The sequence below is a fragment of the Pedosphaera parvula Ellin514 genome, from assembly GCF_000172555.1.
In the GTDB taxonomy this organism is placed as follows: Bacteria; Verrucomicrobiota; Verrucomicrobiia; order Limisphaerales; family Pedosphaeraceae; genus Pedosphaera.
Window position 1 is genome coordinate 1 of the sequence record NZ_ABOX02000023.1, and the last position, 24,581, is coordinate 24,581.

General features: G+C 54.3%; 16 protein-coding genes and 1 tRNA gene. 9 read left to right on the forward strand and 8 right to left on the reverse strand.

The window, feature by feature from the left end:
* Positions 1-284: 284 nt before the first annotated feature.
* Complete coding sequence (locus tag CFLAV_RS34990; RefSeq protein WP_007416097.1) at positions 285-548, forward strand: hypothetical protein; 264 nt, start codon at positions 285-287, stop codon at positions 546-548.
* Here the strand turns inward: CFLAV_RS34990 and CFLAV_RS32560 are convergent.
* Both CFLAV_RS32560 and CFLAV_RS17425 read right to left on the reverse strand, forming a co-directional pair.
* Positions 513-1,247, reverse strand: coding sequence for a methyltransferase domain-containing protein (locus tag CFLAV_RS32560; protein WP_007416098.1), 735 nt, complete (start codon positions 1,245-1,247; stop codon positions 513-515). The genes CFLAV_RS34990 and CFLAV_RS32560 overlap by 36 nt on opposite strands.
* Positions 1,248-2,025: 778 nt before the next feature.
* A complete protein-coding gene (locus tag CFLAV_RS17425; protein WP_007416099.1) occupies positions 2,026-3,270 on the reverse strand; it encodes a DUF8740 domain-containing protein in 1,245 nt (414 codons plus the stop codon).
* 484 nt (positions 3,271-3,754) lie between these two features.
* Between CFLAV_RS17425 and CFLAV_RS17430 the strand changes: the two genes are divergently transcribed.
* Together CFLAV_RS17430 and CFLAV_RS17435 are read left to right on the forward strand one after the other, a co-directional pair.
* On the forward strand, positions 3,755-6,550 hold the full coding sequence (locus tag CFLAV_RS17430) for a sister chromatid cohesion protein PDS5 (protein ID WP_160164609.1): 2,796 nt from the start codon (positions 3,755-3,757) through the stop codon (positions 6,548-6,550).
* 119 nt (positions 6,551-6,669) lie between these two features.
* Positions 6,670-7,806 (forward strand): N-acetylglucosamine-6-phosphate deacetylase, encoded by a 1,137-nt coding sequence (locus CFLAV_RS17435; protein WP_007416101.1) that lies wholly within the window; start codon positions 6,670-6,672, stop codon positions 7,804-7,806.
* Positions 7,807-7,812: 6 nt separating this feature from the next.
* On the opposite strand, the gene CFLAV_RS17440 is transcribed toward CFLAV_RS17435, so the two are convergent.
* Positions 7,813-8,310 carry a DoxX family protein gene (locus CFLAV_RS17440; RefSeq protein WP_007416102.1) on the reverse strand — a complete coding sequence of 166 codons (498 nt, stop codon included), beginning with the start codon at positions 8,308-8,310 and terminating at the stop codon, positions 7,813-7,815.
* A gap of 175 nt (positions 8,311-8,485) precedes the next feature.
* Between CFLAV_RS17440 and uvrB the strand changes: the two genes are divergently transcribed.
* Positions 8,486-10,534, forward strand: a complete 2,049-nt coding sequence (gene uvrB, locus CFLAV_RS17445; RefSeq protein ID WP_007416103.1) for an excinuclease ABC subunit UvrB — start codon at positions 8,486-8,488, stop codon at positions 10,532-10,534.
* 1 nt (position 10,535) lies between these two features.
* On the opposite strand, the gene CFLAV_RS17450 is transcribed toward uvrB, so the two are convergent.
* The 4 genes from CFLAV_RS17450 to CFLAV_RS17465 form a co-directional block, all read right to left on the reverse strand.
* Positions 10,536-11,096, reverse strand: a complete 561-nt coding sequence (locus CFLAV_RS17450) for a YqgE/AlgH family protein (RefSeq protein WP_007416104.1) — start codon at positions 11,094-11,096, stop codon at positions 10,536-10,538.
* A gap of 186 nt (positions 11,097-11,282) precedes the next feature.
* Entirely contained in the window at positions 11,283-12,455 is a 1,173-nt protein-coding gene (locus CFLAV_RS17455; RefSeq protein ID WP_007416106.1) for a protein DA1, read from the reverse strand.
* A 134-nt stretch (positions 12,456-12,589) separates the two neighbouring features.
* Positions 12,590-14,428 (reverse strand): transketolase, encoded by a 1,839-nt coding sequence (locus tag CFLAV_RS17460; RefSeq protein WP_007416107.1) that lies wholly within the window; start codon positions 14,426-14,428, stop codon positions 12,590-12,592.
* Between the two features lie 166 nt (positions 14,429-14,594).
* A tRNA-Arg gene (locus CFLAV_RS17465) sits at positions 14,595-14,671 on the reverse strand.
* A 170-nt stretch (positions 14,672-14,841) separates the two neighbouring features.
* Here CFLAV_RS17465 and trxA point away from each other — a divergent pair.
* Positions 14,842-15,309 (forward strand): thioredoxin, encoded by a 468-nt coding sequence (gene trxA / locus CFLAV_RS17470; protein WP_007416108.1) that lies wholly within the window; start codon positions 14,842-14,844, stop codon positions 15,307-15,309.
* A gap of 37 nt (positions 15,310-15,346) precedes the next feature.
* On the opposite strand, the gene CFLAV_RS32565 is transcribed toward trxA, so the two are convergent.
* Positions 15,347-17,350, reverse strand: a complete 2,004-nt coding sequence (locus tag CFLAV_RS32565) for a response regulator (protein WP_007416109.1) — start codon at positions 17,348-17,350, stop codon at positions 15,347-15,349.
* A gap of 417 nt (positions 17,351-17,767) precedes the next feature.
* Between CFLAV_RS32565 and CFLAV_RS35555 the strand changes: the two genes are divergently transcribed.
* From CFLAV_RS35555 to CFLAV_RS17490, 4 genes are all read left to right on the forward strand, one after another.
* Positions 17,768-17,923 carry a hypothetical protein gene (locus CFLAV_RS35555; RefSeq protein WP_007416110.1) on the forward strand — a complete coding sequence of 52 codons (156 nt, stop codon included), beginning with the start codon at positions 17,768-17,770 and terminating at the stop codon, positions 17,921-17,923.
* Positions 17,924-17,943: 20 nt separating this feature from the next.
* Positions 17,944-18,393, forward strand: coding sequence for a response regulator (locus CFLAV_RS32570; RefSeq protein ID WP_007416111.1), 450 nt, complete (start codon positions 17,944-17,946; stop codon positions 18,391-18,393).
* A 1,005-nt stretch (positions 18,394-19,398) separates the two neighbouring features.
* Positions 19,399-20,202 carry a type II secretion system protein gene (locus tag CFLAV_RS36540; RefSeq protein WP_050785829.1) on the forward strand — a complete coding sequence of 268 codons (804 nt, stop codon included), beginning with the start codon at positions 19,399-19,401 and terminating at the stop codon, positions 20,200-20,202.
* The gene (locus CFLAV_RS17490) at positions 20,097-24,371 is read left to right on the forward strand and encodes a DNRLRE domain-containing protein (RefSeq protein WP_237712414.1); all 4,275 of its coding nucleotides are present in this window, start codon (positions 20,097-20,099) and stop codon (positions 24,369-24,371) included. The genes CFLAV_RS36540 and CFLAV_RS17490 overlap by 106 nt, the downstream gene beginning before the upstream one ends.
* The last annotated feature ends 210 nt before the right edge of the window (positions 24,372-24,581 follow it).

The following is a 24,581-nucleotide window of genomic DNA, read 5'->3' on the forward strand; positions in this document are numbered from 1 at the left end:
ACTAAATGAAAGGCGTTTTACACCGAAAAACCCGCTCCACTCATAAACGAGCCTTCCCATCCTGTGCCCCTCCGCGTACGCGACCCACGACTCCAAACCACCCGCCAGCAATCATTTAATGGTGGAATGAGGCTTCGCCCGAATTCAAACCTCGTCGGCGACTCCCTCAGCCCATCGAGTCATCTGCGAACGCAGCCCACGACTCCATCCCACCGCCAGGCACGTTCTATTCGGAGGGCCGATCTCTGAGCGGCCCTAACTTTGTCGGCAACTTCATCCCTTCGATGCCTCCCCCGCGTAAGCGACCCACGACTTTGCTCGTGCAGGATGAGGAGTTGCCCGCCCAGCGCACGTTGCCGGTCCAGACAGCGGTGATGGTGGAAGAGGCCAAACTAGGCTGCATCACCGCGATGTTGATGTGCCTGGACCGTCGGCAGCGACTGGCCTTTATCCTTGGTGAAGTTTTGGGCGAGACCAGCGAAACAAGTGCGGTGGAAACCGAAGCCCAAGCTTCAGGCAGGCTTCGTCTCGTATATGGCTGGGCTTGACCGCACCCTGGTCAGAAATTCAACGCCGTCCCACAGCGTCGCGTGCTTCGGATCAAAATAGAGAACGACCAACCGGCGTGGATGACTCGCGAAGGACTGTTTCACCTTTTCCACAAAGTCCGCCATCATCAGCCGTTCAAAGGGATTGTTCATAAAAATGACCAATGGCATTTCGGGAAGTTGGTAATCGGCCACATCCATGCAGAGCAGCTCGATCTCTCCGCACTTCCTCTCTTCCACCCGACATTGGCTGATGTTGCTCTCAGCGACCGTGTGAAGTTCTGCCGAGAACTCCACTCCGATCACCTTGCGAAAGGGAAAGGTGGCAGCCAGGAGCACCGCCCGGCCCTTGCCGGAACCAAAGTCTATAAAGGTGAACTCTTGGCATGGCAGGTTCTGCTCCCGCATGATCTCGATAAAGTCGGTTTCATTGACTGGTCCATATCCCGTGGCATAAATCCAGTTCTTGCTGTTGATCTCAAAACCGGCCACTGCGAACGTCCCGCCGGTATCCACGTTGAATTTGCGATCAAATTCCAAATGCATCGCATCCCTATACGCTTGGGCCTGCCGCGCGGAAGGTGTGGCACTGCGAATGCAATTGCCCACCGCACCCAGGCAATATCGGAACGTCCCGATGACACCACGGTTTGCCAGCGATTTCTCAGCTCTCCTCAACAAGGCACGTTTTGCTTTCATTCCACCCTCCTTGGTATTCTTTTTGTTCCACCAAAGTACGGTAAAGATCGCGCGTGTCCGTCAGCTATGGGGAACTCACCTTCTTTGGCAAAAACGGGTGACGCATTCTCACCCGGCAAAAATTCGCCCAATCACAGGAATACCCTAAACCAGTTTAATAAAAGGGCTTTCAATGAACTAGCCCCATTCGCGCACGCGACCACGCACCCCAAACCGCCGCGCCAGCAATCAATTAAATGGTGGAATGACGCTGGTGCCCGTCCGGAAGGACTCGAATTCTAACATCGTCGGTGATTCTACTCACCCCATCGAGTCCATCTGCAGACGCAGCCAGCGACCCAAACCCACCGCCAGGCTCGTGGGTAGGGCGATCCAGTCCCTTGGGCGCCGCACTGACATTGCCAGAGATTCAAATCGCTCTCTTGTTCCAATCGCGTACGCGACCAACGACTCCAGTTCCCCGCGCCAGCAATCAATCAAACGGTGGAATGACGCTGGTGCCCGTGTGGAAACACCCGGAATTCCAACCTCGTCGTTGATTCTACACACCCCATCGAGCCCATCTGCAGACGCAGCCTGCGACCCAAACCCACGGCCAGGCTCGTGGAGAGGGCGATCCAGTCCCTTGGGCACCGCACTGACATTGCCAGAGATTCAAATCGCTCTCTTGATTGAATCGCGTACACGCCCCACCACTCCTGATTACCAGTTATCAGTTTTCGGTTGGGAACCTTTCCTGATCCTCTTCAACCCCACACTTCCGGCTGCGTCATCCTGCTTATTCCACGTTGTGCACAGTATACATTATCCGTGCCGAGACGAAGCGCACATTTTGAGTGTTTTGCTCGCCCGAATAACGCAAAAAATAAACGTAATTTGCATTATCAACCGTGCTAAAAGAGCTGTTGATACTACTCGCCGCGACCGTCCACACTACACCGCCGCTGCCGGTGGTCGCAGCGCTGGCAATCAAAGATGCTGTATTTCCCAGATAACCGGAGGCATCCGAACGGTATAATTCAATAACGCTTTGCAGACTGCCGCCGTTCTTGACGAGATGTCCCTGTAGACCCGTGATAGTTGCGAAATCTGGAAGGTGAACCGGCGCCACAAAATAAGCCACGGTGCCTGGCGTTCCCCCCGTTGCCCAGAGCGAATTCAGGCCGTTGACATTCGAACTGCTAAACCCGTCGTCAATTCTACCCTGATAAGTAGTGGGATTTGCGGAAACAAGCTCAGCCGCCGGAATATTATAGTAATGTGTCTTCCCAGTTCGAAAGGTGTAATTCTCGTTGCCGGGGATGGCAACGCTGCCGCCCACCTCCAGTTTCGGAGTACCTAGGGCAACACCAAAATCAGAGAGGATCGGGTTGGATGGATCATCGACGGGTGCTTTAGCAATACCGACTCTATTGTACAAGGTAATGACCTGATTGTTTGCGCTCCCGACCGTCAAGCCGTTCAGGGGCAACGTCAACGCCCCGGTCAACGTCACCGCACTGCCGTTGTTCAGCACGACCGACGGCGGCAGTTGCGCGATGTTGATTGTTCCGGTGATGTTCGTCCCGGCGACGGAATTCGCTGCGGCGGCCGTGGCGGCAGTAATGGCATTGGTCGCGCTGGTCGCCGTCGCCGCATGAATGGATTGCATCGCGTAAGGTGTGGAGGAAACCGGTTGCCGCGGTGTCAGCAGCATAAACGCGCCACTATCGCCGTTGGTCCTAACCCCGATCTGAATCCAGCGCGCACTTCCATTGAAAACGCCGTCACCGCAATCCAACAGCACGTTGAAAAGACCATTGCTGATAATGGTCGCAGCATTTGTAACCGGGCCACCCACAACATTGCCGTTCGTGCCGACATCATAGACCGTAAATTGCAAATCGTAAGAGCCACTGGCCGGTGCCCCGTGGTCGTTCAACCTGCCTTGATAGTTAAACGCTGTCCCCTGGCAAAAACCAGAAGAAGCGAGAGCCGTGAAAAAAGACAACGCAATATAACAAAAAAGGTATTTCGATTTCATGATTTTTGGGCCACTTGTCAGGCGAGTTCAAGAAGACACCCGTCTGCCACTGGTTGTCAGTGGGACGTTCGCTACCAGGACCCATGCTAGTAAAATTGGTCCGGCCATAAAGGTTTTTCTCCGGCAACAATCGTCACCTCACGAATCCACTTCCAAAACTCGACCGAAGCCCCCAGGTTGAATCAGTATTGGATACCGCAACGTGGTTGGTTTCTCCACAACCGGGCAGCGCCGAACTGACCAGGCCCACGCCTCATTCACAACAAATCGATTCTCACCCGAATGCGTCCCATGGACTCTGAGCATTTGTCACACGCTGTGACACGTCCGGCACTCCAAAATTTCTCCTAGCCACCACCCCCATTCTCCCCGAAACTCCTTCTCCAAATGAATTCCAGTGAATTTCATGCTCCACTACGCCTCCGTACCATCCAGACCCACCCTTTCCTCTGGACAGAAATTCAGCGTGAACTACGCTCATCCCATGAGGTCTCACAACACAGCATTCGGGAGTATAATGACCAATGCCTTCACCATTATGGGTCGCGTCTTTCTCTGGATTGTAATCTTATTGACATACAACAGCACTGGTCACAGCGCAGAAAGCAGCACTGTCGTCCCAACAGCATCGGCAGAACCCAGCCTCGAATCACTTTTAAACAGGACGTTTCCCGAAAAAAAACTTTCCAACCTTGGCAGTGCAGATTTCAAAAGCCTGACACCAACTCTATGCAATCAAATCGCCGTGGCCGCCGCCCGCGAACTCTCTCTGCACACCACCAACGGTGCGATGATAACCGCCAACACCGTGGACGTACTGCTCTACAAGTCTGCGAGAAACGACACGCCTATTGAAGCCGCCTTGCGCCAGTTGTGTGGAGATAACGAAGCGCGGATGGAACTTCTGCGTGACCTGGAAAATGAACATCTCATTAGCGACCCTAGGGTAATTGAGCCACTCATCAATATGCTGGAATATCCTGGAGTTCATACAGCCATCAGGTCAGAAGCAGCGCAGACCCTGAATCAACTCACTGCACGGACTTTCGGTTCTGACGGTGGCGACTCTTGGAACCTTTCCGAAGCAAACAAAGCTCAAATCTCACAGGCGCGTCAGTGGTGGATCAGAAATCGCGATCATCACCCCGTGTTCGATGCCGAGGTCGAAACCCTGATTAAGACACGCATAGCCACCATTCAGGTCCAACTGCGGAGGGACCTCACAAATTATCCGGAACTCAACCGTACGTTGAGGCCTGCCGATCTTCGCATCACCCACAGCGACCCCGTAACCTTGGTGGATATCGCGCTGGATACCAGGTATCTTCAGCAAGGCATTTTTCGCTATAGACCCGATGGAACTCCAAGACCGGCCAGGGAGGAGGATTATGTGACGCTAAGCATCTCCGCTAAATTCGGGACGCCGCCTTTCCCCAAGGCCGGTCCCCAGATAAGCAAGGCGACAGCAGAAGGTGCGCCCCCTGGAAACAAAGAGGTGATGCTGAATGAAGTGCTGCCAGGCACCGACATTATTATCAGTGTTAAGGCGACTTCCAAAGGCGCTGAGTTCATACGACAGGTGCATGATAGTTTGGCAACGTTGCCTCATGCACCGGAGTCAGTTGACACCGCACTTGGTCAACTGGAATCACTTAAAGCCTCGGAGATTACCCGGTTGAAGCAATTGCTTCAGCAGCAGGCAACCGCAGCCTCAGCGCTATCAGGTTTGGTTGATCTGGGAGCAGACGGCCCGGTAATAGGCGCGTTGACCAACGCCAACCCGCTCATTCGGCGTTATGCACTGCTTGCGCTGGCCAATCCTGACGTCGGCGAGGATGCCGTAGCTCCGCTCGCCTCGTTACTCAAGGATGATAATTCTGAAACTCGTTACCTCGCGGCTTGGGCTTTGGGGAGAGTTCATAAGCAAGCGGCAGTTACGGTTCCGGCATTGAAATCTGGCTTGGAAGATAAGGATGCCTGGGTGCGCCATAATGCCGTGGAGGCGCTCGGCGAATTCAACGAGTCGGCGCAGGTTTCAATCCCGGTTTTGATTACAGCCGTTGCTGATACGAATGCCCTTGTTCGTGCCAAAGCCATTGCAACTTTAGGCGGCCTTTGCAGGTTCAATAACGAACAAGATGCCGCTGTCGTACCAGCACTTATCACCGTTCTGAATGATCAAAATGAAGATGTTCGCCGGTCTGCGGTCTGGGCGTTGGGCGAAATCATGAATGGCAGGCTCGGAGGCGAGCATCCTCGTCCAGACGGCAGCAACCGGACGCCTGAAGCGCTCGGATCTCGGGCTAAAATTCTCGAAACATTTGAACCTCAGGCACGTATACTCCTGCCGGCCCTCATTCAGGCGACCACCGATAAGAGCCCCGCCGTTCGTAAGGCTGCGGTGTATGCCTTGGGAGATATAGGTATCTACCATCCGGACGAAGATGCCAAAATGATCGCCGCGTTGAAACATGCCTTGAACGATGCGGATAAGGACGTCCGCGGCAGCTCGATCAGCGCCCTGGCAAATTTTGGTGCCGAAGCAACGAACGTTATCCCTTCGCTCGCCGAGTTGGCCAAAAATGCTGATCCCTCTATCACGAATGAAATTATCCAGGCTACCTCCCAGATTAAGGCCGCGGCCTACAAGCAAAAGTTGGACTCAATCCTCAAGGAGAAATATCCCCGGCTCGACCAGGTGGCCGGTCCGCTTACAAAAACCGATAAGACCCAGTGGTCTATCCAGACGAATTTTATTCCGGGCATCAAACCACAGCCCAGCTTCCTCAAGCGGGCCGTGTTTCAGGTGCCAATGAATTACCCCGAACAACGTTTGGTAGACATTGACATAGTGGCCTTCAAGGCTCCAAAGAGTGGAGAGGTCTGGGTGGGATGGGACATGGATTTCTATGTCGAAACTGACTCTGAAATTCTTGGAGCCATGCTGACACCTTGGGGAGATGTGCAGTGGCACACGAACCTTAATTCCCAACCATCCGAGGCAGATTTGGCTGCAGCCATTGATCAGTTTCAAAAGAAAGTCAGCCACTCGAAGCTGAAAGGAGAATCTGAAGAGAGCACAATTTTCAGAGACGCTGTTCCACACGATTTCCTTTGGCTCCTGGGTACGGGGCAAAATGTGATGCCAAAATTCCTGGATGCCACAGTGAATCGAGGAAGCATCCGTCTCGATTTGGAAAATCCGGAATCCGGCCAGAAAGCGAGCATCTGGATTGATGCCAAAACGCGGAAGCTTCTAAAGGCCCAACCGGCTGAATAAGCTTTCAACACTCCATTTGGTTTTCATAGATATCATCTACACTGGGGTATTCCTGTACTCTCTTCCCCAAAAATTTCTCCTAGCCACTCTCCCATTTCTCCTTGAGACTTTGTCTTAGAATGAATTCCAGTGAAATTCATGCCTGGCACTACGCCACGCGCCAACCCGTTCGATTAAACTGGGCGAATGACGTCATCACCCAACTCGAATCCGCTCCCACTCCGCCCAAGGAAAACCTCTGGCTCGCTCCCGGCATCTTCGATCCCCAGGTAAACGGTTATGGTGGCATAGATTTCCAGCAGGACAATCTCACGACCGAAGACATCCTCACCGCTACGCGCGAGCTCCGCAAATCCGGCTGCACACAAATCCTGCTCACCCTGATCACCGACGACTGGTCCAAGCTCACCGCCCGCCTGCGTCATTTAAAGAGCCTGCGTGACAGCTCGAAGGAGCTCCAAGCCACCATCGCCGGCTGGCATATCGAAGGCCCTTTCCTCTCCGCCGAACCCGGCTTTCACGGCGCGCATCGCCCGGAATTCATGCACAATCCCACCGCCGCGGATATCCAGGCCTTGCGCACCATCACCGCTGGCGACCCATTGCTCCTGACCATCGCTCCCGAACGTCCCGGCACCATTGAAGCCATTGCGCTTGCCACGTCACTTGGCATCAAAACCAGCCTCGGCCACACCAACGCCTCCGCCATCGTGCTGCTTCAAGCCGTCAAAGCCGGTGCCACCGGTTTCACCCATCTTGGCAACGGCTGCCCGCGCGAATTAAACCGCCATGACAACATCCTCTGGCGCGTCTTCGAAACCCCCGGCCTCACCGTCGGACTGATCCCCGACCAGATTCATGTCTCCCCGCCCCTCTTCCGCCTGATGCATCGCGTCCTCGGCCCCGATTCCATTTACTACACAACCGACGCCATGTCCGCCGCCGGAGCACCTCCTGGAAAATACAAACTCGGAGCCTTGGAACTCGAGGTTGGTCCCGATCAAATCGTCCGTCAGCCCGGCAAAACCAACTTCGCCGGTTCCGCCCTCAAACCAATCGATGGCGTCTTCCGCGCTGCCCAGATGTTGCACCAACCGTGGCAGGAAGTGTGGAAACGCTTCTCAGAAATCCCGGCGCGAATGATGGGCCTCTCGCACGGCCTCGAAAAAGGAAAACCCGCGAACTTCTGTCTCATGAAATTCGCGGGCGAAAACCAACTGACTGAACTGAAAACATTCAGTCAGGGCGCGGCCTAGCCCGAGCTAGGTCACATTCGACACTTCCGACTCTCCGATTTCTGTGCGATACAAATCCGGATTGCTTTTACGACTCATGTAATAGTCCAGCGACCACCTGCCTGAGCCGTAAAAGGAAAACAAAACCAACAGGAACAGCACCAGCGCCGCGAATTCAGCATTTTGGCGGGCTTCCACCGAAGCAATCACGTTCGGCATATGCACGTAGAAAATGGCCGCGAACAAAACCGGAATTTGAATCAGGGCGGCCACTCGCGTGAACAATCCCAACGTCAGGCAAACACCCCCCACCAGGTGGGCCACAACGATGTAATGAGCCAGAATTGTCGGGGCGAACCACATACTCCCCTCTCCGGCCGTCAAGCGCAGCAGGTAATCCATATGCGTCATGAAATAGAGTGCTTTCAGGATGAGTCCAACCCCAAGATAAATGCGGATCAGATCAAGGATCACATCCCCGTGAGTTTTGATCCAATGATTCGCTTCACTGCTTCGCTTTGCCATAAGGATCCTTTCCTTTCAACCAGTCTCGCCCACCAGCAATCCGAAATCTTATATGAAAGATATTCTTATTCTTTTCAAAAGCAATTCTTATCATTTTCCACATTGGATTATCTATTATTATTCTGGCTCTTACGTTCGTTGACACCCTGCCGTATCACCACTAAGTTTCGCTTCTGTGTTCGACCTAGTTTCATCCTATCCTCCTGCTGGAGATCAACCTCAGGCCATCGCCAAGTTGACCGAAGGTTTGCTTTCGGGCGCCAAACACCAGACGCTGCTCGGCGTAACTGGTTCTGGAAAAACATTCACAGTGGCCAATGTCATCAAGAACATTAACAAGCCCACCCTGGTCATCTCGCATAATAAGACCTTGGCCGCCCAGCTCTACGCTGAATTCAAAAGTTTCTTCCCCAACAACGCCGTCGAATACTTTGTCAGCTACTTCGATTACTATCAGCCCGAGGCATACATTCCCCGCACGGACACGTTCGTGGAAAAAGATTCCAGCGTAAACGAGGAGATCGAGCGCATGCGCCTCTCCACCATGAGTTCGCTCTTTTCCCGCCAGGATGTCGTCGTCGTCGCCAGCGTGTCGTGCATTTACGGTATCGGCAGCAAGGAGGACTATGAAGCCCTCATCATCCCCATCTGCGTCGGCCAGCAAATCACCCGCGAACAGTTCCTCAACCGCCTCGTTGACCTCCAATACACCCGCAACGACATCGAATTCACCCGCGGCCAATTCCGCGTCCGTGGCGATACCGTCGAACTCTGCCCCGCCGGTCGCGAAGATGGTCTGCGCATCGAATTTTTCGGCGAAGAAATCGAGCGCATCACCCGCTTCGAACCGCTCACCGGCCACAAGCTCGAAACCTTGAACACAGCCGTTGTCTATCCTGCCAAACAATTCGTCACCACGGCGGACAAAATGAAGCCGGCCATCCTGTCAATTCGCGAAGAATTGGGTGACCGCATCGCCTGGTTCGAAAAACATGGAAAACTCCTGGAAGCCCAGCGCATCAAGCAGCGGACGGAATACGATCTCGAAATGATGGAGGAAATGGGGTTCTGCTCCGGCATCGAAAATTACACCCGCCACATCAACGGCCGCGCTCCCGGCTCCAGACCCACGACCTTGTTTGATTTCTTCCCCAAGGACCACCTGCTGGTTATTGATGAATCTCACGCCACCATTCCCCAAATCGGCGGAATGTATGCCGGTGATCGCTCCCGCAAGACCGTGCTCGTGGAATACGGCTTCCGCCTCCCCAGCGCCCTGGACAATCGTCCTCTGAATTTCGACGAGTTCCAACACATGCAGGGACCGACCTTGTATGTCAGCGCCACCCCCAGCCCCCGGGAAATTGAATGGTCTCAGGGTCGCGTTGCCGAACAGATTATCCGCCCCACCGGTCTGGTGGATCCCACCATCACCGTCAAACCGCTCCAGGGCCAAATCGATGACCTGATTGAGGAGGCACGTAAGCGTGTGGATTCGAAGGAACGCATTTTGGTCACCACCCTGACCAAACGAACCGCTGAAGAACTCACCGATTATCTCCGCAACATCGGCATCAACGTCCGCTATCTGCATAGCGAAATTGATGCCATCGAGCGCGTGGAAATTCTGCGCGGTTTACGCAAGGGCGAGTTTGATGTGCTGGTCGGCATCAACCTCCTCCGCGAAGGCCTCGATCTCCCCGAAGTCTCCTTGGTAGCCATTCTCGATGCCGATAAGGAAGGCTATCTGCGTAGCGTCACCAGCTTGATCCAAACTGCCGGTCGCGCCGCCCGCCATCTGAACGGCGAAGTGATTCTTTACGCCGATGTCATGACGCAGAGCATTCAGAAGTTTCTGGCCGTGTCCAAATTTCGCCGCGAACGCCAGCTTGCCTACAACAAGGAACACAACATCACCCCGAAGAGCGTCAGCCGCGCCGTCGAGGAAAGTCTCTCCACCAACAAGGAATTCAAGGATCAGGCCAATTCCATGCTTAAGGAATCCGGCGTGGATTTCGACGTCACCGAAACCATCAAGGAATTGGAGGAGGAAATGCTGGCCGCCGCCAACAATCTCGAATTTGAAAAGGCCGCCCTGATGCGCGATCAAATTCGTGAACTGAAGCGCTCCACCGGCGATGGTAAACCAGAGGAAAAATCACGCAGTGTCACTTATGGAAAACCTCGTCGCGGCGGCAAACGAGTAAAGGCTGCCGGACGTTAGGCTAGTTCAACGAAACATCCTCCGGCATTTGCGCCAGCACCCGGTACATCCCACCTTTTTGCTTCAAAACATACTGCCACAGGTCATCCGGATCGGTATCGAAAACCAGGTCCACCGTCGCCGGATGCGTCAGCCACGCCTTCCGCTTCATTTCCTCTTCCAATTGCCCCGGACTCCAGCCCGCATAACCCGCAAAAAGCTTGATCCTTTTGCCAGGGGAAAATGATTCACCCAGTTCAACGAGGGTTTCTAATGAATGCCCCAGTTCAACATTGGGCAGCACACTCGCTTCGGGAAGGTAAGTGTCCGAGTAGAGATAGCTGAGCGCTGACAACTGAACCGGACCGCCAAGATAAAGCGCATTGTCCGTCAGTTGTTCGGGAAGATCAGCCAATACCATTTCTCCAAGTTTGTTGCCGCTGTCCCTATTCAACACCAGCCCCAATGCCCCTTCGGCATCATGCTGGCAAACAAGAACAACCGTCCTTTGGAAAAATGACCCGCTGAGCTGTCCGCTGTCCAACAACAACTGACCCTTTAAAAATTTGGGAATCTCAATCATTTTAATTTCCCCAACTCAATTTGCATCAAACTTGCTCTGTTGGCAATCTGGATTAAAATCGTGCCATGTCAAAGATTTATCTTATCCTTTTGATGGCGATTGCCCTCGCTTTTGCGAGCGGCTGCAAGACCGATTCCGGAAGCCGTGAGTTCGTTCCCGGCAAAGGTTGGGTGCCAAACTAGACAGCTATTCCTTGCGCAGGAAAAGTTCCTTTTTCTCCGCGGAACCTTCCATCTGAACCAGCACCGAATCCGCACGAATCTCCAGGCAACGAATGGTCACATTCGTTTGCCCCAATCTAACCTTCCCCTTTTCCATCGCTTCAAATGTGCTGTCATTGATCAGGGCGAACCGCCGTTGATTTGATCCCGAGATACCTTTGAGCGCCAAAACATTTGGCACCGGGGTTGGTGCTGCCGGTCCCCACAACATCGGCGCGGCGTTGGCCTCCACCACCGGTATGCCTCCAACCGTATAACCGTTCATGTTGGAATCCGTGCCAGCCTTGATCCATTTCACCAACCGGTTAAAATCATAGATGTCCTCAGCCGCCAGCAAGGCCCTCGTCTGCCCCCTGGTATAGGCATTTGCCCGGATGATGCGCATCTCCCTTTGATCGTGCCGGCCGTACATCATTTTATACGCCACCAACTCACAAAATCCCTCCTCCGTACTGCGATCCAGCTTGCGGCCTTTGCCCACGTTTTCCTTTAACCATACGTGCGTGTACTCATGCGCGCACACGGCTGCCAGATGATTCTCCGGCAGCCCATTCAATACGTAAATACTGTATTGGAAATGGTTGGTATCCTTCTTATCAGTGTCGGTCAGCCCTTCCAAACCTGTCAGGGCATGATTCTCGTATTCCGGGTCATATAGTTTCTGCAACTCATGCCCATTAACCAGGGAAAATTTTATGTCATCCTTGAACGTTCCCATCTCGGCGAGAATCCCGTGCATCTCTCGTTTAACGTAATAAAAAATGTTCTCGGCATCCTTTTGATAAAGCACTGCCTTCCGCGCGTCCTCCTGGCACAGCAAACGTCCATCATCCAGTTTGACAGCATTGGCCGCAGGAAGACCACATACATAGCACCGGGAATATTTATACGCACATTTTAGACAAATCATTTCTCTGGTAAGCGAGCTCTGATTTATGGTCGCAATAAAATATCCATGCAAGGGCTCGTTACAAACCGCGCACACCTTTGCTGCCTCCGCTGGGATAACCAACGCTCCCAAAAAAGCCATTAGCAGGCAACCCATGCCTTTCAGTCTATTGATTCCTGAAAGTACACGGGTTAACAACCCCGCCCCATTACCCCTGCCAAACCTTTCCAACCAGTGCTTCAAATTCATGATGATATCTACATTTGTCTTCCTTGGTGAAAGCAGAGTTGATGCCACCTGAAAAATAAAAAACACCCTATGATATTTCACAGGGTGTTTTGAACGTAAATACTTTATTCTAAATAACTTAATTCTATACGAGATTACAGAATCGATTTAACCATCTTCACAATGCCAGCCGCGTCAATCCCGTATTTAGCCAGCAGTTCCTCCGGCTTACCAGAATGAGGCAATTCTCTAATCGCCAGCTTATGCACCCGAACTCCGTCCACGCTCAACTCGCCGGCAACAGCATCGCCTAAGCCACCTTCGGGATAATGATCCTCCACTGTGAGCACAACGTTGTTCGTCTTTTTGGCCGCTTCCCGGATGACATCCTTCCCCAGCGGCTTGACGCTGTAAGCATCGATTACCGTGATACCAACGCCTTCCTTCGCCAAAATGTCGGCAGCCTTCAAGGCTTCGAAGAGCGTCACACCTGCTCCCACAACCGTGACCTTGTCTCCCGCCGCTTGCTTGCGAACTTTCGCGCCACCAATGGGGAACTGTTCGTCGTTGTTGTAAATAATCGGAGTCTTGGGCCGTGAGGTACGCAGAAAGGCAACCCCCTTGTGCGATGCCATTTGTTCCATGAGCTTTTCCGCGCAAACAGCGTCGCTCGGGTATAGCACAACACTCCCTTCAATGGCGCGCATCATGGCAATGTCTTCCAATGCCATTTGCGAAGTGCCATCCTCGCCAATGCTCACGCCCACATGCGACCCAACCAGCTTGACGTTGGCCATGGAAATCGCCGCCATGCGGATTTGATCGTAGGCGCGGCTGAAGAAGCAGGCAAACGTGGAAGCAAAAGGCACCTTTCCACGGGTGCTGAAACCGGTCGCCACTCCCACCATGTTCTGTTCAGCGATAAAACACTCGATGAAGCGGGCCGGGAACTTCTTATAAAATTTTTCTGAATAGGTCGAATTCTTGGTATCGCCGTCCAGAGCGACAACCCGTTCATCCACCTCGCCGATGCGCAACAAGGCGGCACCAAACGCTTCGCGCGTTGCCACCATCTCACCCAATTTATAATTGGTCGCGGGATAGCCGGCTGGCGCCTCGTTCTTCGGCATCGGCAATTGTGTCGGTGCCGGAATTGGCTCGGCCAGGCCGCTCTTTGCCTTCGGCTGAAGTTCAGCAATGGCTTTGGCGGCTTCATCCTTCGAAAGGGCCTTGCCATGCCAGCCTTCCTTGTCCGCCATGAAAGAAACGCCCTGGCCCTTGATCGTCTTCGCGATGATCGCCAAAGGTTGATCGCCCACTCCAGCAGCGCCCAACACTTCGAGGATTTCTTCCATGTCATGACCGTCGATGACTTCAGTGCGCCAACCGAAGGCTTCAAAACGCTTGCGATAAACCTCCAAGTCCCACTGAAATGCTGTAGGCTGGCTCTGCCCCAGACGATTCACATCCACAATGGCCACCAGATTATTTAGCTTGTTAATGCCAGCCAGGGAAGCCGCTTCCCAAACTGAACCCTCGGCGCATTCGCCATCACCCATCAACACATAAGTGCGGTAATCCAGTTGGTCCAAACGCGCGCAAAGCGCCATTCCGACGCCCACACTCAATCCCTGCCCCAGGGAACCAGTCGCAACGTCAACAAATGAAAGACGCGGAGTGGGATGCCCTTCCAAATCACTATCCAGGCGGCGCAAGGTCAGCAAATGCTCCCTCGGAAACAAACCCGCTTCAGCCCAGGCCGCATAAAGCAGGGGCGCCGCATGGCCTTTTGAAAGAATAAAACGGTCATTGTTTGCGTATTTCGGATTTTTGGGGTCATACCGCATATGCCCAAAAAATAATGCCGCGACTATATCTGCCGCCGAGCAGCAGGTGCTGGGGTGACCACTTCCCGCAGCTGTTGTGGATTCAATGGAGTCAATTCGCAATTGGTTCGCGATGCCCGATAACTGTTCCTCTATTTGCGTATTCATTCGTTCTTTTAAAAAACTCTATTGCATGCCAAAAGAAAAGCGAGGCAGAAAAAAAGAGGATTTTGCCACCGCCCTCGCACACGACAGGAGATGTTACAAGCTGGGAAGATGATAATTCCTCAATCCCTAACGCCCGGCTCTCAAACTTGACCAGTCTTTGGTGAACTGGTGCGCGTGGCGGGAGTTGAACCCACAACCTGCGGCTTCGGAGGCCGTCACTCTATCCAATTGAGCTACACGCGCAAACCCGTTAAAACTTATATCAAGCTCTCAAAGGATTATAATATGCCGCGTGTTGCAATCTCGGCAAGCAAAACCGAAGCCTGAAAACCAACTCGGGTGCTCAGAGTGCTGAAAGTCCGGCTTGCGACAAATCAACATGTGAGCAATGGTTTGTTTTTAGAGGCGTGATTATGAACAAACTCGATCAGAACGGCGTTGTAGTATCATGTTCCAACTGCGGACAGCGCAACCGTATTCGATACGAACAGTTGCATCTCCCGGTGCGCTGCGCCAGGTGCAAGACGGATATCAAGGGTCTGAATGCTCCTGTTGATATCGATGGCGAAGAAAGTTTTAACCTGTTGATCGGTCTCTCCTCCATTCCTGTCCTCGTGGATTTCTGGGCCTCATGGTGTGGTCCCTGCAAAATGGTGGCACCCGAATTCGAGAAGCTTGCTGCGTCCAATGCGGGCGAAATAATCGTCGCCAAGGTCAACACGGAAGATCAGCCAGCCATCGCCCGTCGATATAGCATCACGTCCATACCCACCATGATTCTTTTTCAGGCGGGCCATGAAGTGGCGCGCACTGCCGGTGCACGACCCGCAGCCGGCATTCAGGAATTTCTCAATCAATCCTTGGCGCGCGCAAAAGCTTAGCTTTCTCCGGCAACCAATTGCGGGCAATAAGTGCTGATTAATTCAAACCCTGTGCCTTCGGAAGATTGGCCGTCAGTTTCCTCAGGGCTAGAAATAACTCATTTACCTGTGGCGGCTTGCTTAAAACAACATCGATTTGGTCCGGATGATTCCCTTCCACTTTCATGATGTCACCCCAACCGGTAAGCATGATCACCGGTGTTCCATGCGATTCTTCCTTGATCAGCTTCGCGACCTGCCGCCCATCCATCTTCGGCATGCCCAGGTCGGTGAGCACCACATCGAAGGATTCGTTACGCGCCTTTGCTGACCGAAAGGCTTCAAGGGCGCCAAAACCATTGCTGGCTCCTTCCACTGTATGACCGGCGCTCTGCAAAATAATCCGTAGCACGTCCAAAACTGGCGCTTCATCGTCCACACACAGGATTCTAAGCGGAGCCATGACAACGGCTTCAGGAACCGAAACTTCCCCTGTAGCAGTCGCAGCTTCGGCCGCCGGGAATGATAAGCGAATCACTGTACCTTTGCCCAACTCGCTCTCGATCACGATCTGTCCTGTATGACGTTGAATAACCCCGAAGACTTTCGAGAGCCCCAATCCCTTGGCGCCATGCTTGTCTTTCGTTGAAAAGAACGGCTCCAGACATCTTTTCCTTGTCTCCGCATTCATTCCCACACCGGTGTCACTGATTTCCACTACCACACTCTTGCCCACCACACTCCCCGGCCGCTCGCCGCCATTCCCCGCGATCCTGGTTTTCAAGGTCAAAGTGCCGCCCTGGGGCATGGCTTGAATCGCATTAAGTGTTACCTGGGTTAAAGCTTCGCGAACTTCACTCTTCTGCCCTTTGATGTTGGGAAGCTCGGCACAATAATCGGTCTTCACGTCAATGTGCACCCCGCTTAGCACCTGCGTGTCGAGCCATTGTGTGTAACTGATTTCAAGCACCTCCTCGACTATCCTGTTCAATTCGAGTGAAATTTTCGCCTCCTTGCCCGCTTCACGGCGATAAAAATCCCGGATGCAAGCCACACTTTGCGCAATTTTATCTCCCGCATTTTTGATGCCCATCACGTAATTCCGCACACTCTCCGGCAGCTCCGGATGACTACGCTGGATCAAAGTAGCGTAACCCAAAATGGGCGTCAGCGCGTTATTAATATCGTGCGCAATTCCACGACTCATCTGGCTTAAGGCCTGCAAGCGTTCTTCCTGCAAATTCTTTTCCTGCGCCAACCGCAGCTCTTCATAGGCCGCACGCAACTTCTCATCCATCGCGGCGCGGTCCAGCAACCCGCCCTCCTGCGCTCCTATCTGCAATATCTTCGCTTCAATACTCTGCAGTTCTGACGGAGTCGAACGAATCTGGTTCAGCAACGTCTCATTCGCCGCCCGGGCCTCTTCCAAAACCAGCACAATCATGCTCACTGCAATAAATAGCTGAAGCACTGCTGAAATCAAAAAACCCGTGCTTACCCAGTGGTTGTTTCCCGCAAAAAATGGACAGGCACTCAAGTAAATGCCCCATAACGCAAATCCAAATGATAGCAATCCCGCCCCGATGAATTCGAAGCGCTTCCGCATCCGATAAAATGAAAAGGCTGTCACGAGACTGGCCACTCCTATGATACCGAAAATCGGCACCTGCATCTGCAACTGGTTTTTCAAGTGGTAAGCCCCAACATAACTCCAAACCAAAAGAAAACCCATGAACAGGTAAAAGGACATCGATCGCGAGGGAAGTTTTAAAAACTGGGAACTGCCCCAGAATAAGAGTGCCGCCGACACCCCAATACACCAGTGCCTCAACATTATGTGCATCGGACCAGGATTGCCCCCCTGCTCCCAAAGCCCAAATCCCAACCACCCGGCGTAAAAAATCCAACCCAGGGTCCAGGTGCTAAAATATCTCCGCCCCGTATATCGATTCAGATAATGAAACAATCCGACTAAAACCAATACGCTCAGCAAGGAAACTATCATTGCCGCATTCAAATAATCCGACGCAAATACGAGGTTAAGCCGAGCGCCTTTTGCCATTTATGTCTTTCTCATTTGCCTTCCACCGGCAGCCATGAAGCATCCCTTCCGGCACGAAGGAACCAAAGATGCAGCACATTCTATTCCAAAGAGCATCAATGAGATCAGTGAAAAATGCGGAATCCTGTAATAGGTTGTAAGGCAGGCTCCCCCTCCTGGTAAAACATCATCCCATCTCATTTTCGCACAGTTGCGAATCCGCGGTACAACTCTGTCTCTCACATTTCAACTGACGCCGTTAATTCATCCATTATTCAAACTTATCTTCATGACTCACTATTCGTAATAAGAAAAACACCACACCAGGCTTTCAGTTTCGCCAAATCACTCAACCGGTTGATTTTTTGGTATTAATGTCGAAAAAACCATCTCCTTATTGCAGGAGGAAATTGGGTCTGGGACAGGACGAGAAAAGTCATGGCCGAATCCCTCCCGCTCATCATTTTCTCTTCTCCATTCCGCGAAATAAACTGGCGTTACGTCCGGCAGTTGAACCCCATCCCATTCAAGTTGGATACCCCTTGGGCTAATTCCCACCTCGCCTTCATGGTCGTTCTGCACAATGGTGCATGAACTCAATCTTATCATGTCATATGTCTCCGCCCTTTAAAGTTCTGGTAGCCGATGACTCAGAAGAAGATCGTTTCCTTTTGGAACGCTGTATTCGCCGAAATTCCTGGCTGCAACTGATTGGCGCAGTGTCGGACGGACGGCAAGTGCTGCAATGGCTCGCTGGTGATGGGAGGTATTCCGATCGTCTTATGTTTCCCTTTCCCGATTTATTACTTCTGGATGCCATCATGGTCGAAGCCAACGCCCTTCAGATTCTTAACTGGCTTTACAACCATCCATTCCCCGAACTAAAAGTCGTTATCTTCACCGGTTCAAGCACGCCCGCAGCCTGCGAGGAATACCTGCGTCAAGGTGCGCATGCCTGCTACCAAAAAGCCGTCGACTTTGGTGAACTTAAAAAGGACGTTGGGCAGGTCGCCGACGCGCTCCGTGCCGGCAGCTACAACTTCGCCTCACCCCAATTGGTTTGAACATCCACGAACCTTCGAATTCTTCGGTCATAATTTCCATCCTCCTCCGCCCCCAAAAATTCTGTGCTAATCTGGGAAATTTGTGGGCGATCCTCCAAGTGCTTTTGGTTGCATTCTCCTGGCTATCATAAACGGTTGTTGAAAATGGGCACGAGGAGTTCATGCTCTTAATATGCGCTTCAACCAAAGCCTTCTGAAATGGGCCATGGTCATTTTCTGCACTCAATGACTAATAACTTCCCTTGTCCCCAAAGCCATGGCTTTTCAGTCTCCATTTTCCTCAAATTTATTGCCTCCTTTCATTCCGGTCCTTTTCCCCATTTCGGAATTTAACCTTGGCATTCGGTACAAACAGTTCGAAACACCTCCCGCCCCCAACGGCACTTACTAACCAGATAGGCTGTTATCATTCAGCTTCGACCGGAAGCTTGGATGAAATGACTCCATGCAGTTACTTTTTTTTGCAACTTAACGCACTAATCACTTGACGCACTAAGCAAACCTTTCTATTCTGCCCATATCCATCTCGTCACAGAAAAGTAACCTCCTCGTTGGGGACAACTTTTCTCTTGGATGCGAGGATGGAGCAGAAAAAAAAGCCTGCGCCGGAACATGAGCGGCAATGAACACGGAGTCCATTCAAGGTCTGGACCGCGCGCCAAGGCTCTCAAACCGTAATAACCCGGTTCCAATGAAAACTATGAGCAGAAAAAAAAATGTTCGACAGCCGGAGTCCTGCCGCAACAACAAAGCCAACCCCTCATTTGCGCGCCACCTGATGGCCCTCGCCGCCGCGCATATGCCCAGGGAGGTTCACTCATGTGTGTGAAGCCGCAGACCTGGTGCAACAGCTCGATCGAAAGAAACAGTGGCATGAGCACGGCCAGTTTCAAGTATATGGGCCACTCGTTGAATGAGCTATCTCCAGAGCACACCAACGGTGTAACACAAACGTCACCCGAGTGTCGTCGGCATGAAACATTATGGTGTCAATTTTCGGCACAGATGAAAATGCAGAGTAGCACGCGGGCCTTTACTTTAATCGAATTGCTGGTGGTTATCGCCATCATTGCCATTTTGGCAGGGTTGCTGTTGCCAGCGCTAAGCCGGGCCAAGGACAAAGCAAAACGAATCGGTTGCCTGAGCAATCTCAAACAACTGGGCTTGGGCAGCACGATGTATGCGCTGGATTACGAGGGGAATCTTTGCCCTCCTTCTATCTCCGGTCGGTTCACCGGTTTTCCGCCGGGAACGGCGTTCACCGATCGTGACGGGTCGGATGATGACCTCAATTGGCTGCTGCCTTATGCCAAGAACTTTGGCTCCTATGTGTGCCCGGCGACCCAAAACTATATCCGGACCAATATGAGCACCTATGGGGGGCAGCAGTACGTCGCGGACCTGCTCGACAACGCCCGGGACCTCAAAGCCAGCGGCCACAGCTACGAATGTTTTGGCACGTTCGGTTATGTGACGGGCAATGCGGAGGTTAGCGCGAAAAAGACTGAAAACAGGCTGGCCAATCAGACGCTCTCCAAGCCGGCGAACAAGACCGGTGCCTCAGTCGGTACTGCGCCTGGGCCTTCCCGAATATTCTTGTTGCTGGATGGCGACGACACGGCTAGCGGCACCAAGCCCGGGGCCACCAACAACTGGCCCGATTCTACGGACAATCACGGCGCGGCCGGGTCGACCATGTCTTTTTGCGACGGCCATGCCAAGTGGGTGGCGCAAAAGTTTTACGACAGTGTAGTCAATATAAGCCAGAACGGGGACACCACGCACGGGCCGGTGATTCCTCTTCCGTAAGTCAACTTCTAGATAGTGTCAAATTCAATACAACAGTCCATTCCAATAACCAGATGAAATCCACAAGAAACACGAATCGTTTGTACCAGCGGTGTCTCCGCCCGCTGGTGGGGCTCCTGGCGAGTGGGACAGCCGCTTTGCTTCCCTCGCTGTCGGCCGCGCCCGCTCCCAACCACGGCATTGTCGCCGCCAACATTGACGTCACCATCAATGACTTTTTCAACAACACTAATTCGGTGAGCTTTAGCCTGCCCTATCAAACCGGCGATTTTCGGATGGCCCAGGAAGGCTCGAATAATGGGGACTATGACACGCAGATTGGCGACAATCCCACGAACAACGTCAACGACGGTGTCATGATAACGAGCGTTCGACAAAACGGCCGCGATGACCAATGGGTTGCGCATCCGAACACGAACTACAGCATCGCCCAGATTGATTATCATCGGCCGGGCGCAGCGCGTGAAGGCGCATATTGGATTCCGGTGGCGATGGCCATCAATCCGACCGCGGTGGTGGAATATGATGTCAACGTGGCGGCGGCCTGGTTTCCCTACAACAAATGGATCGGCGGCTTTGCCCGCAATTCCACCGGCGCCAACGGCGGTGCCCTTGACCTGTTCACCGGCTCACCGGGCCTCGTCCTGGGCACCAACTTCAAAGACCTCGGGGCTGGCAAATCCATCGTGGATTTGAAGAGCCTGGGCATTGACTCGCGCACCGACGGCACCTTGCTCGTGGTCGGCGGTAAAAACGAAAACAACTATGCGGTGGCCGGCGTTAACACCACCAACGGAACTTGGAATTTGTTGTTGCACGACGTGGCCAATAATGCCGCCAGCACCGAACAAGATCCCATCGCGTTTGTCTTCATTCCCAAGACGGACACCAACGTGATCTCCGGGCGCTTTCGAGGCGACGGCACCATTTTGACCTACAGCGGGGCCACTCCCCAGTTTACGGTGACCTCCAACAGCGTGGGCACTTTTGAGCTCAAACTCATTGGCAAGACGCCCCGGTACGGCGTCTTGATTGTTTCGCCGGAAGGCGGTTTCACCGGGAACCAGGACAATATTGTCAACTATCAGGTGAACGACGCCGGGGATGGCTGGATTATCGAATCACGTGACATGCCGGCGCCGGCCAATCAGACCCCCAGCAACATCCCGCCGCTGGAAACGCCCGACAACGGCACCTCGCCCATCTGTGGTTTCGTGTTCATTCCCGGTCCAACGCCCGGCTTCGCAGTCACCCCGACCAACGGACTGGTGACGAGTGAAACCGGCCAACAAGCCACCTTCTCGGTCGCGCTGCAAACCCGGCCCACTGCCGACGTGACCATCAATCTCAGCTCGAGCGACACCACCGAAGGCGCCGTCTCGCCTGACAGCCTCACCTTCACCGCCGACAACTGGAACGTGCCCCAAACCGTCACCGTGACCGGCGTGGATGACGCCCTGGTGGACGGACCCGTGGCCTACTCAGTCATCCTGAGTGCGGCCATCAGCGCGGATTCGGATTATAACGGCCTGACGCCCTCGAGCGTGGCCCTGGTCAACGCCGACGATGAGAGCGGCGGTTTCGTGGTCAGCCCGACGGGCGGCCTCACCACCACTGAAGCCGGCGGACAGGCGACCTTCACGGTCCGGCTCACCACTGCGCCCACGGCGGACGTGAGCATCAGCCTGGCCTCCAGCGACACCACCGAAGGCACCGTTTCTCCTGCCTCGCTGACGTTTAACGCGAGCAACTGGAACCAGGACCAGACGGTCACGATCACCGGTGTGGATGATTTGGTCGCGGACGGCAACGTGCCTTACACTATCATCACCGGGGCGGCCACCAGCTCTGACCCAAACTATAACGGCTTTAATCCGCCGGATGTAACCGTGGTGAACTTGGACAACGACACCGCCGCTCTGAATATTGTGGCGCCTACCAATGGATTCCAGGTCGTCGAAGGCGGGGCGAATACCTACACCGTCGCGTTGCACAGCCAGCCCACCGCCAATGTGACCATCTCCCTCACCTCCGGCGATACGGCGCAAGGCGGCACGCCCTCCCCCTCGAGTCTCACTTTCACGCCCGCCAACTGGAACATCCCCCAGAGCGTGAGCTTTGCTGGCGCTGACGACCTGAACTTGGACGGGAACACCACTTGGCGGCTTACCAACTCGGTAACCTCCTCTGACACGGTCTATGCCGCCCTGGCACCGGTAGTGCTTGCCGTGACGACGCTCGACAACGAAGCGACAGTTACACTGCCTTCCGGAGACCTAAGATACGGCATCGGCCAGTCTGGCGTTGGGATTGACGGACGGGCGGCCATTTCCGACCCGAACACACTGAATTACGCCTCCGCCAAGCTGACTGTCGCCCTCACGGCCAACGGCACGGCGGACGATCGGCTGGAAATCCGCAGCAGCGGTACCGACCCTGGCCAGATCAGTGTCTCCGGCAACACCGTCAGCTACGGCGGAACGGCCATCGCAACCTTCACGGGTGGCACGGGTACCGCACCGCTGGTCGCAACCTTCAACGCCGCCACCGACGTTACTGCTGCGCAGGCCCTGCTTCGCAACATCACCTTCCGCAACGTCAACAGCAATCCCTCGCGCAACCGCCGTGCCGTCTCTGTTACCTTGACGCACAGCGACGGTGGCACCGGCAGCGCGGCCACCGGCATTAGCCTCGGACTGGTCCGCTTCGCCGACTTCCAGCAGGAGGCTGATCACGGCTACGGCGCCTATACCAACGCCGCCGACATCGAGTTGTTCCAACTGCAGCCCGACACCGCCCTGCCGCGGGGGCACTCTACCGACACCAACAATCCACAGATGTGGCTGGATTACCGGGATGCGGACACTCCCAATCAAAGCGAGGCCCTCCTGCGCTTCGACAATATCGTCGGCAACGGCCCGGGCCAGATTCCCTCCAATGCCATCATCGTGTCCGCCGAGTTGCTCCTAAACGTCAGAGACGCCGGCGATGGCAGCCCGCTCTATCGAATGCTGATCCCGTGGGACGCTACTAACGCAACCTGGAACTCCATGGGCAATGGCATTCAGCCCGACGACGTCAAGGCTCGCAGCACGTACGACTCCGCGCTGGGCGTGCCGGCAGTAACCGGGGACAGCGGCATCGGTGTGATCAGCGTCGGCGTTACCGTTGATGTCCAGGCTTGGGTGAATGGGGAGAACAATTACGGCTGGGGCATGCCATCGTGGAACAGCGAGATTAACCCCACTTGGGGCAACGGCACCGACGGTCTGGGCTTCCGCTGCTGCGAATCGCCCAACATCGACGACCGCCCGCGGCTGCGCGTGCTCTGGTTGCCCGCCAGCTCGGTTAGCACGGCGAGTTTCCGGCAGAATGTCAACGGCTATACCAACGCCGCCGATACCCGCATCCGGCAAAATACCCCGGATGTCTCCGCCGCCACCGCCACAGCGGTTCTCGTGGATTGGGACGTGGCCGGCACCGGAACGCTTAATCCGGATGACGTGCTGATTCGCTTCGATCAGGTCATCGGCACCAACCCGGGCCAGGTGCCGCCGGGCGCAGTCGTCGAAGCAGCAATGCTCGATTTGGCGACCGTCAGCGGCAACGGCTATGGGGATGGGGGTCAATTCTTCGCGATGCTCACTCCGTGGCAGGACACCGATACGTGGAACTCGCTGGGCAATGGCGTCCAAGCCGACGGCGTGAAAGCGGCGAGCACGCCGACAGTCTCCGCTGGCTCACCGACGCTTAACCCCAACGTGTGCGGCGGGTACATGTCCTTCGAGGTGACGCCTGATGCCCAGGCTTGGGTCAGCGGCATCCGCACCAATTACGGCTGGGCCATCCTGCCGTGGAACGGTGGCGGCGACGGCTGGGCCGTCTCGATGTCCGAATCCACCGACGAACGCGAACGCCCACAATTGCGCGTTTATTACACCGCCGCGGCCACGCCGCTGAGGATTCTCTCCCTGCAGCGCGGCGCCACCACTGTCACGCTCAAATTCAGCGGCGTGATCGGCAACACCTACTCCGTGCAACGTGCGCCCACCGTCACCGGCGCGTATTCCAGCATCGGCTCCGTTACCGTGCAACCGGACGGCACGGCGACGTTCATGGATAATGCACCGCTGGCAGGACAAGCCTTCTATCGCATCTCTGCTCCATAAGCAGAGCGCCCCTCGATCACTCTGAGTGCGAGAAGGGCTGCCTCGTTGATTAACTGGGAGCGCCGGCCAAAGGCCGGCGCTCCTTGCCGTTTATGTTACTGTTTCTGGGGTAATTTGCCTTCCGGGCTCACGCCTCACGATCAATCAGCCATTCTCCCCCGGTTCCCCCATTCTTCCCTGAGACCAACGGTCTCTTTTCCTGTAATTGTC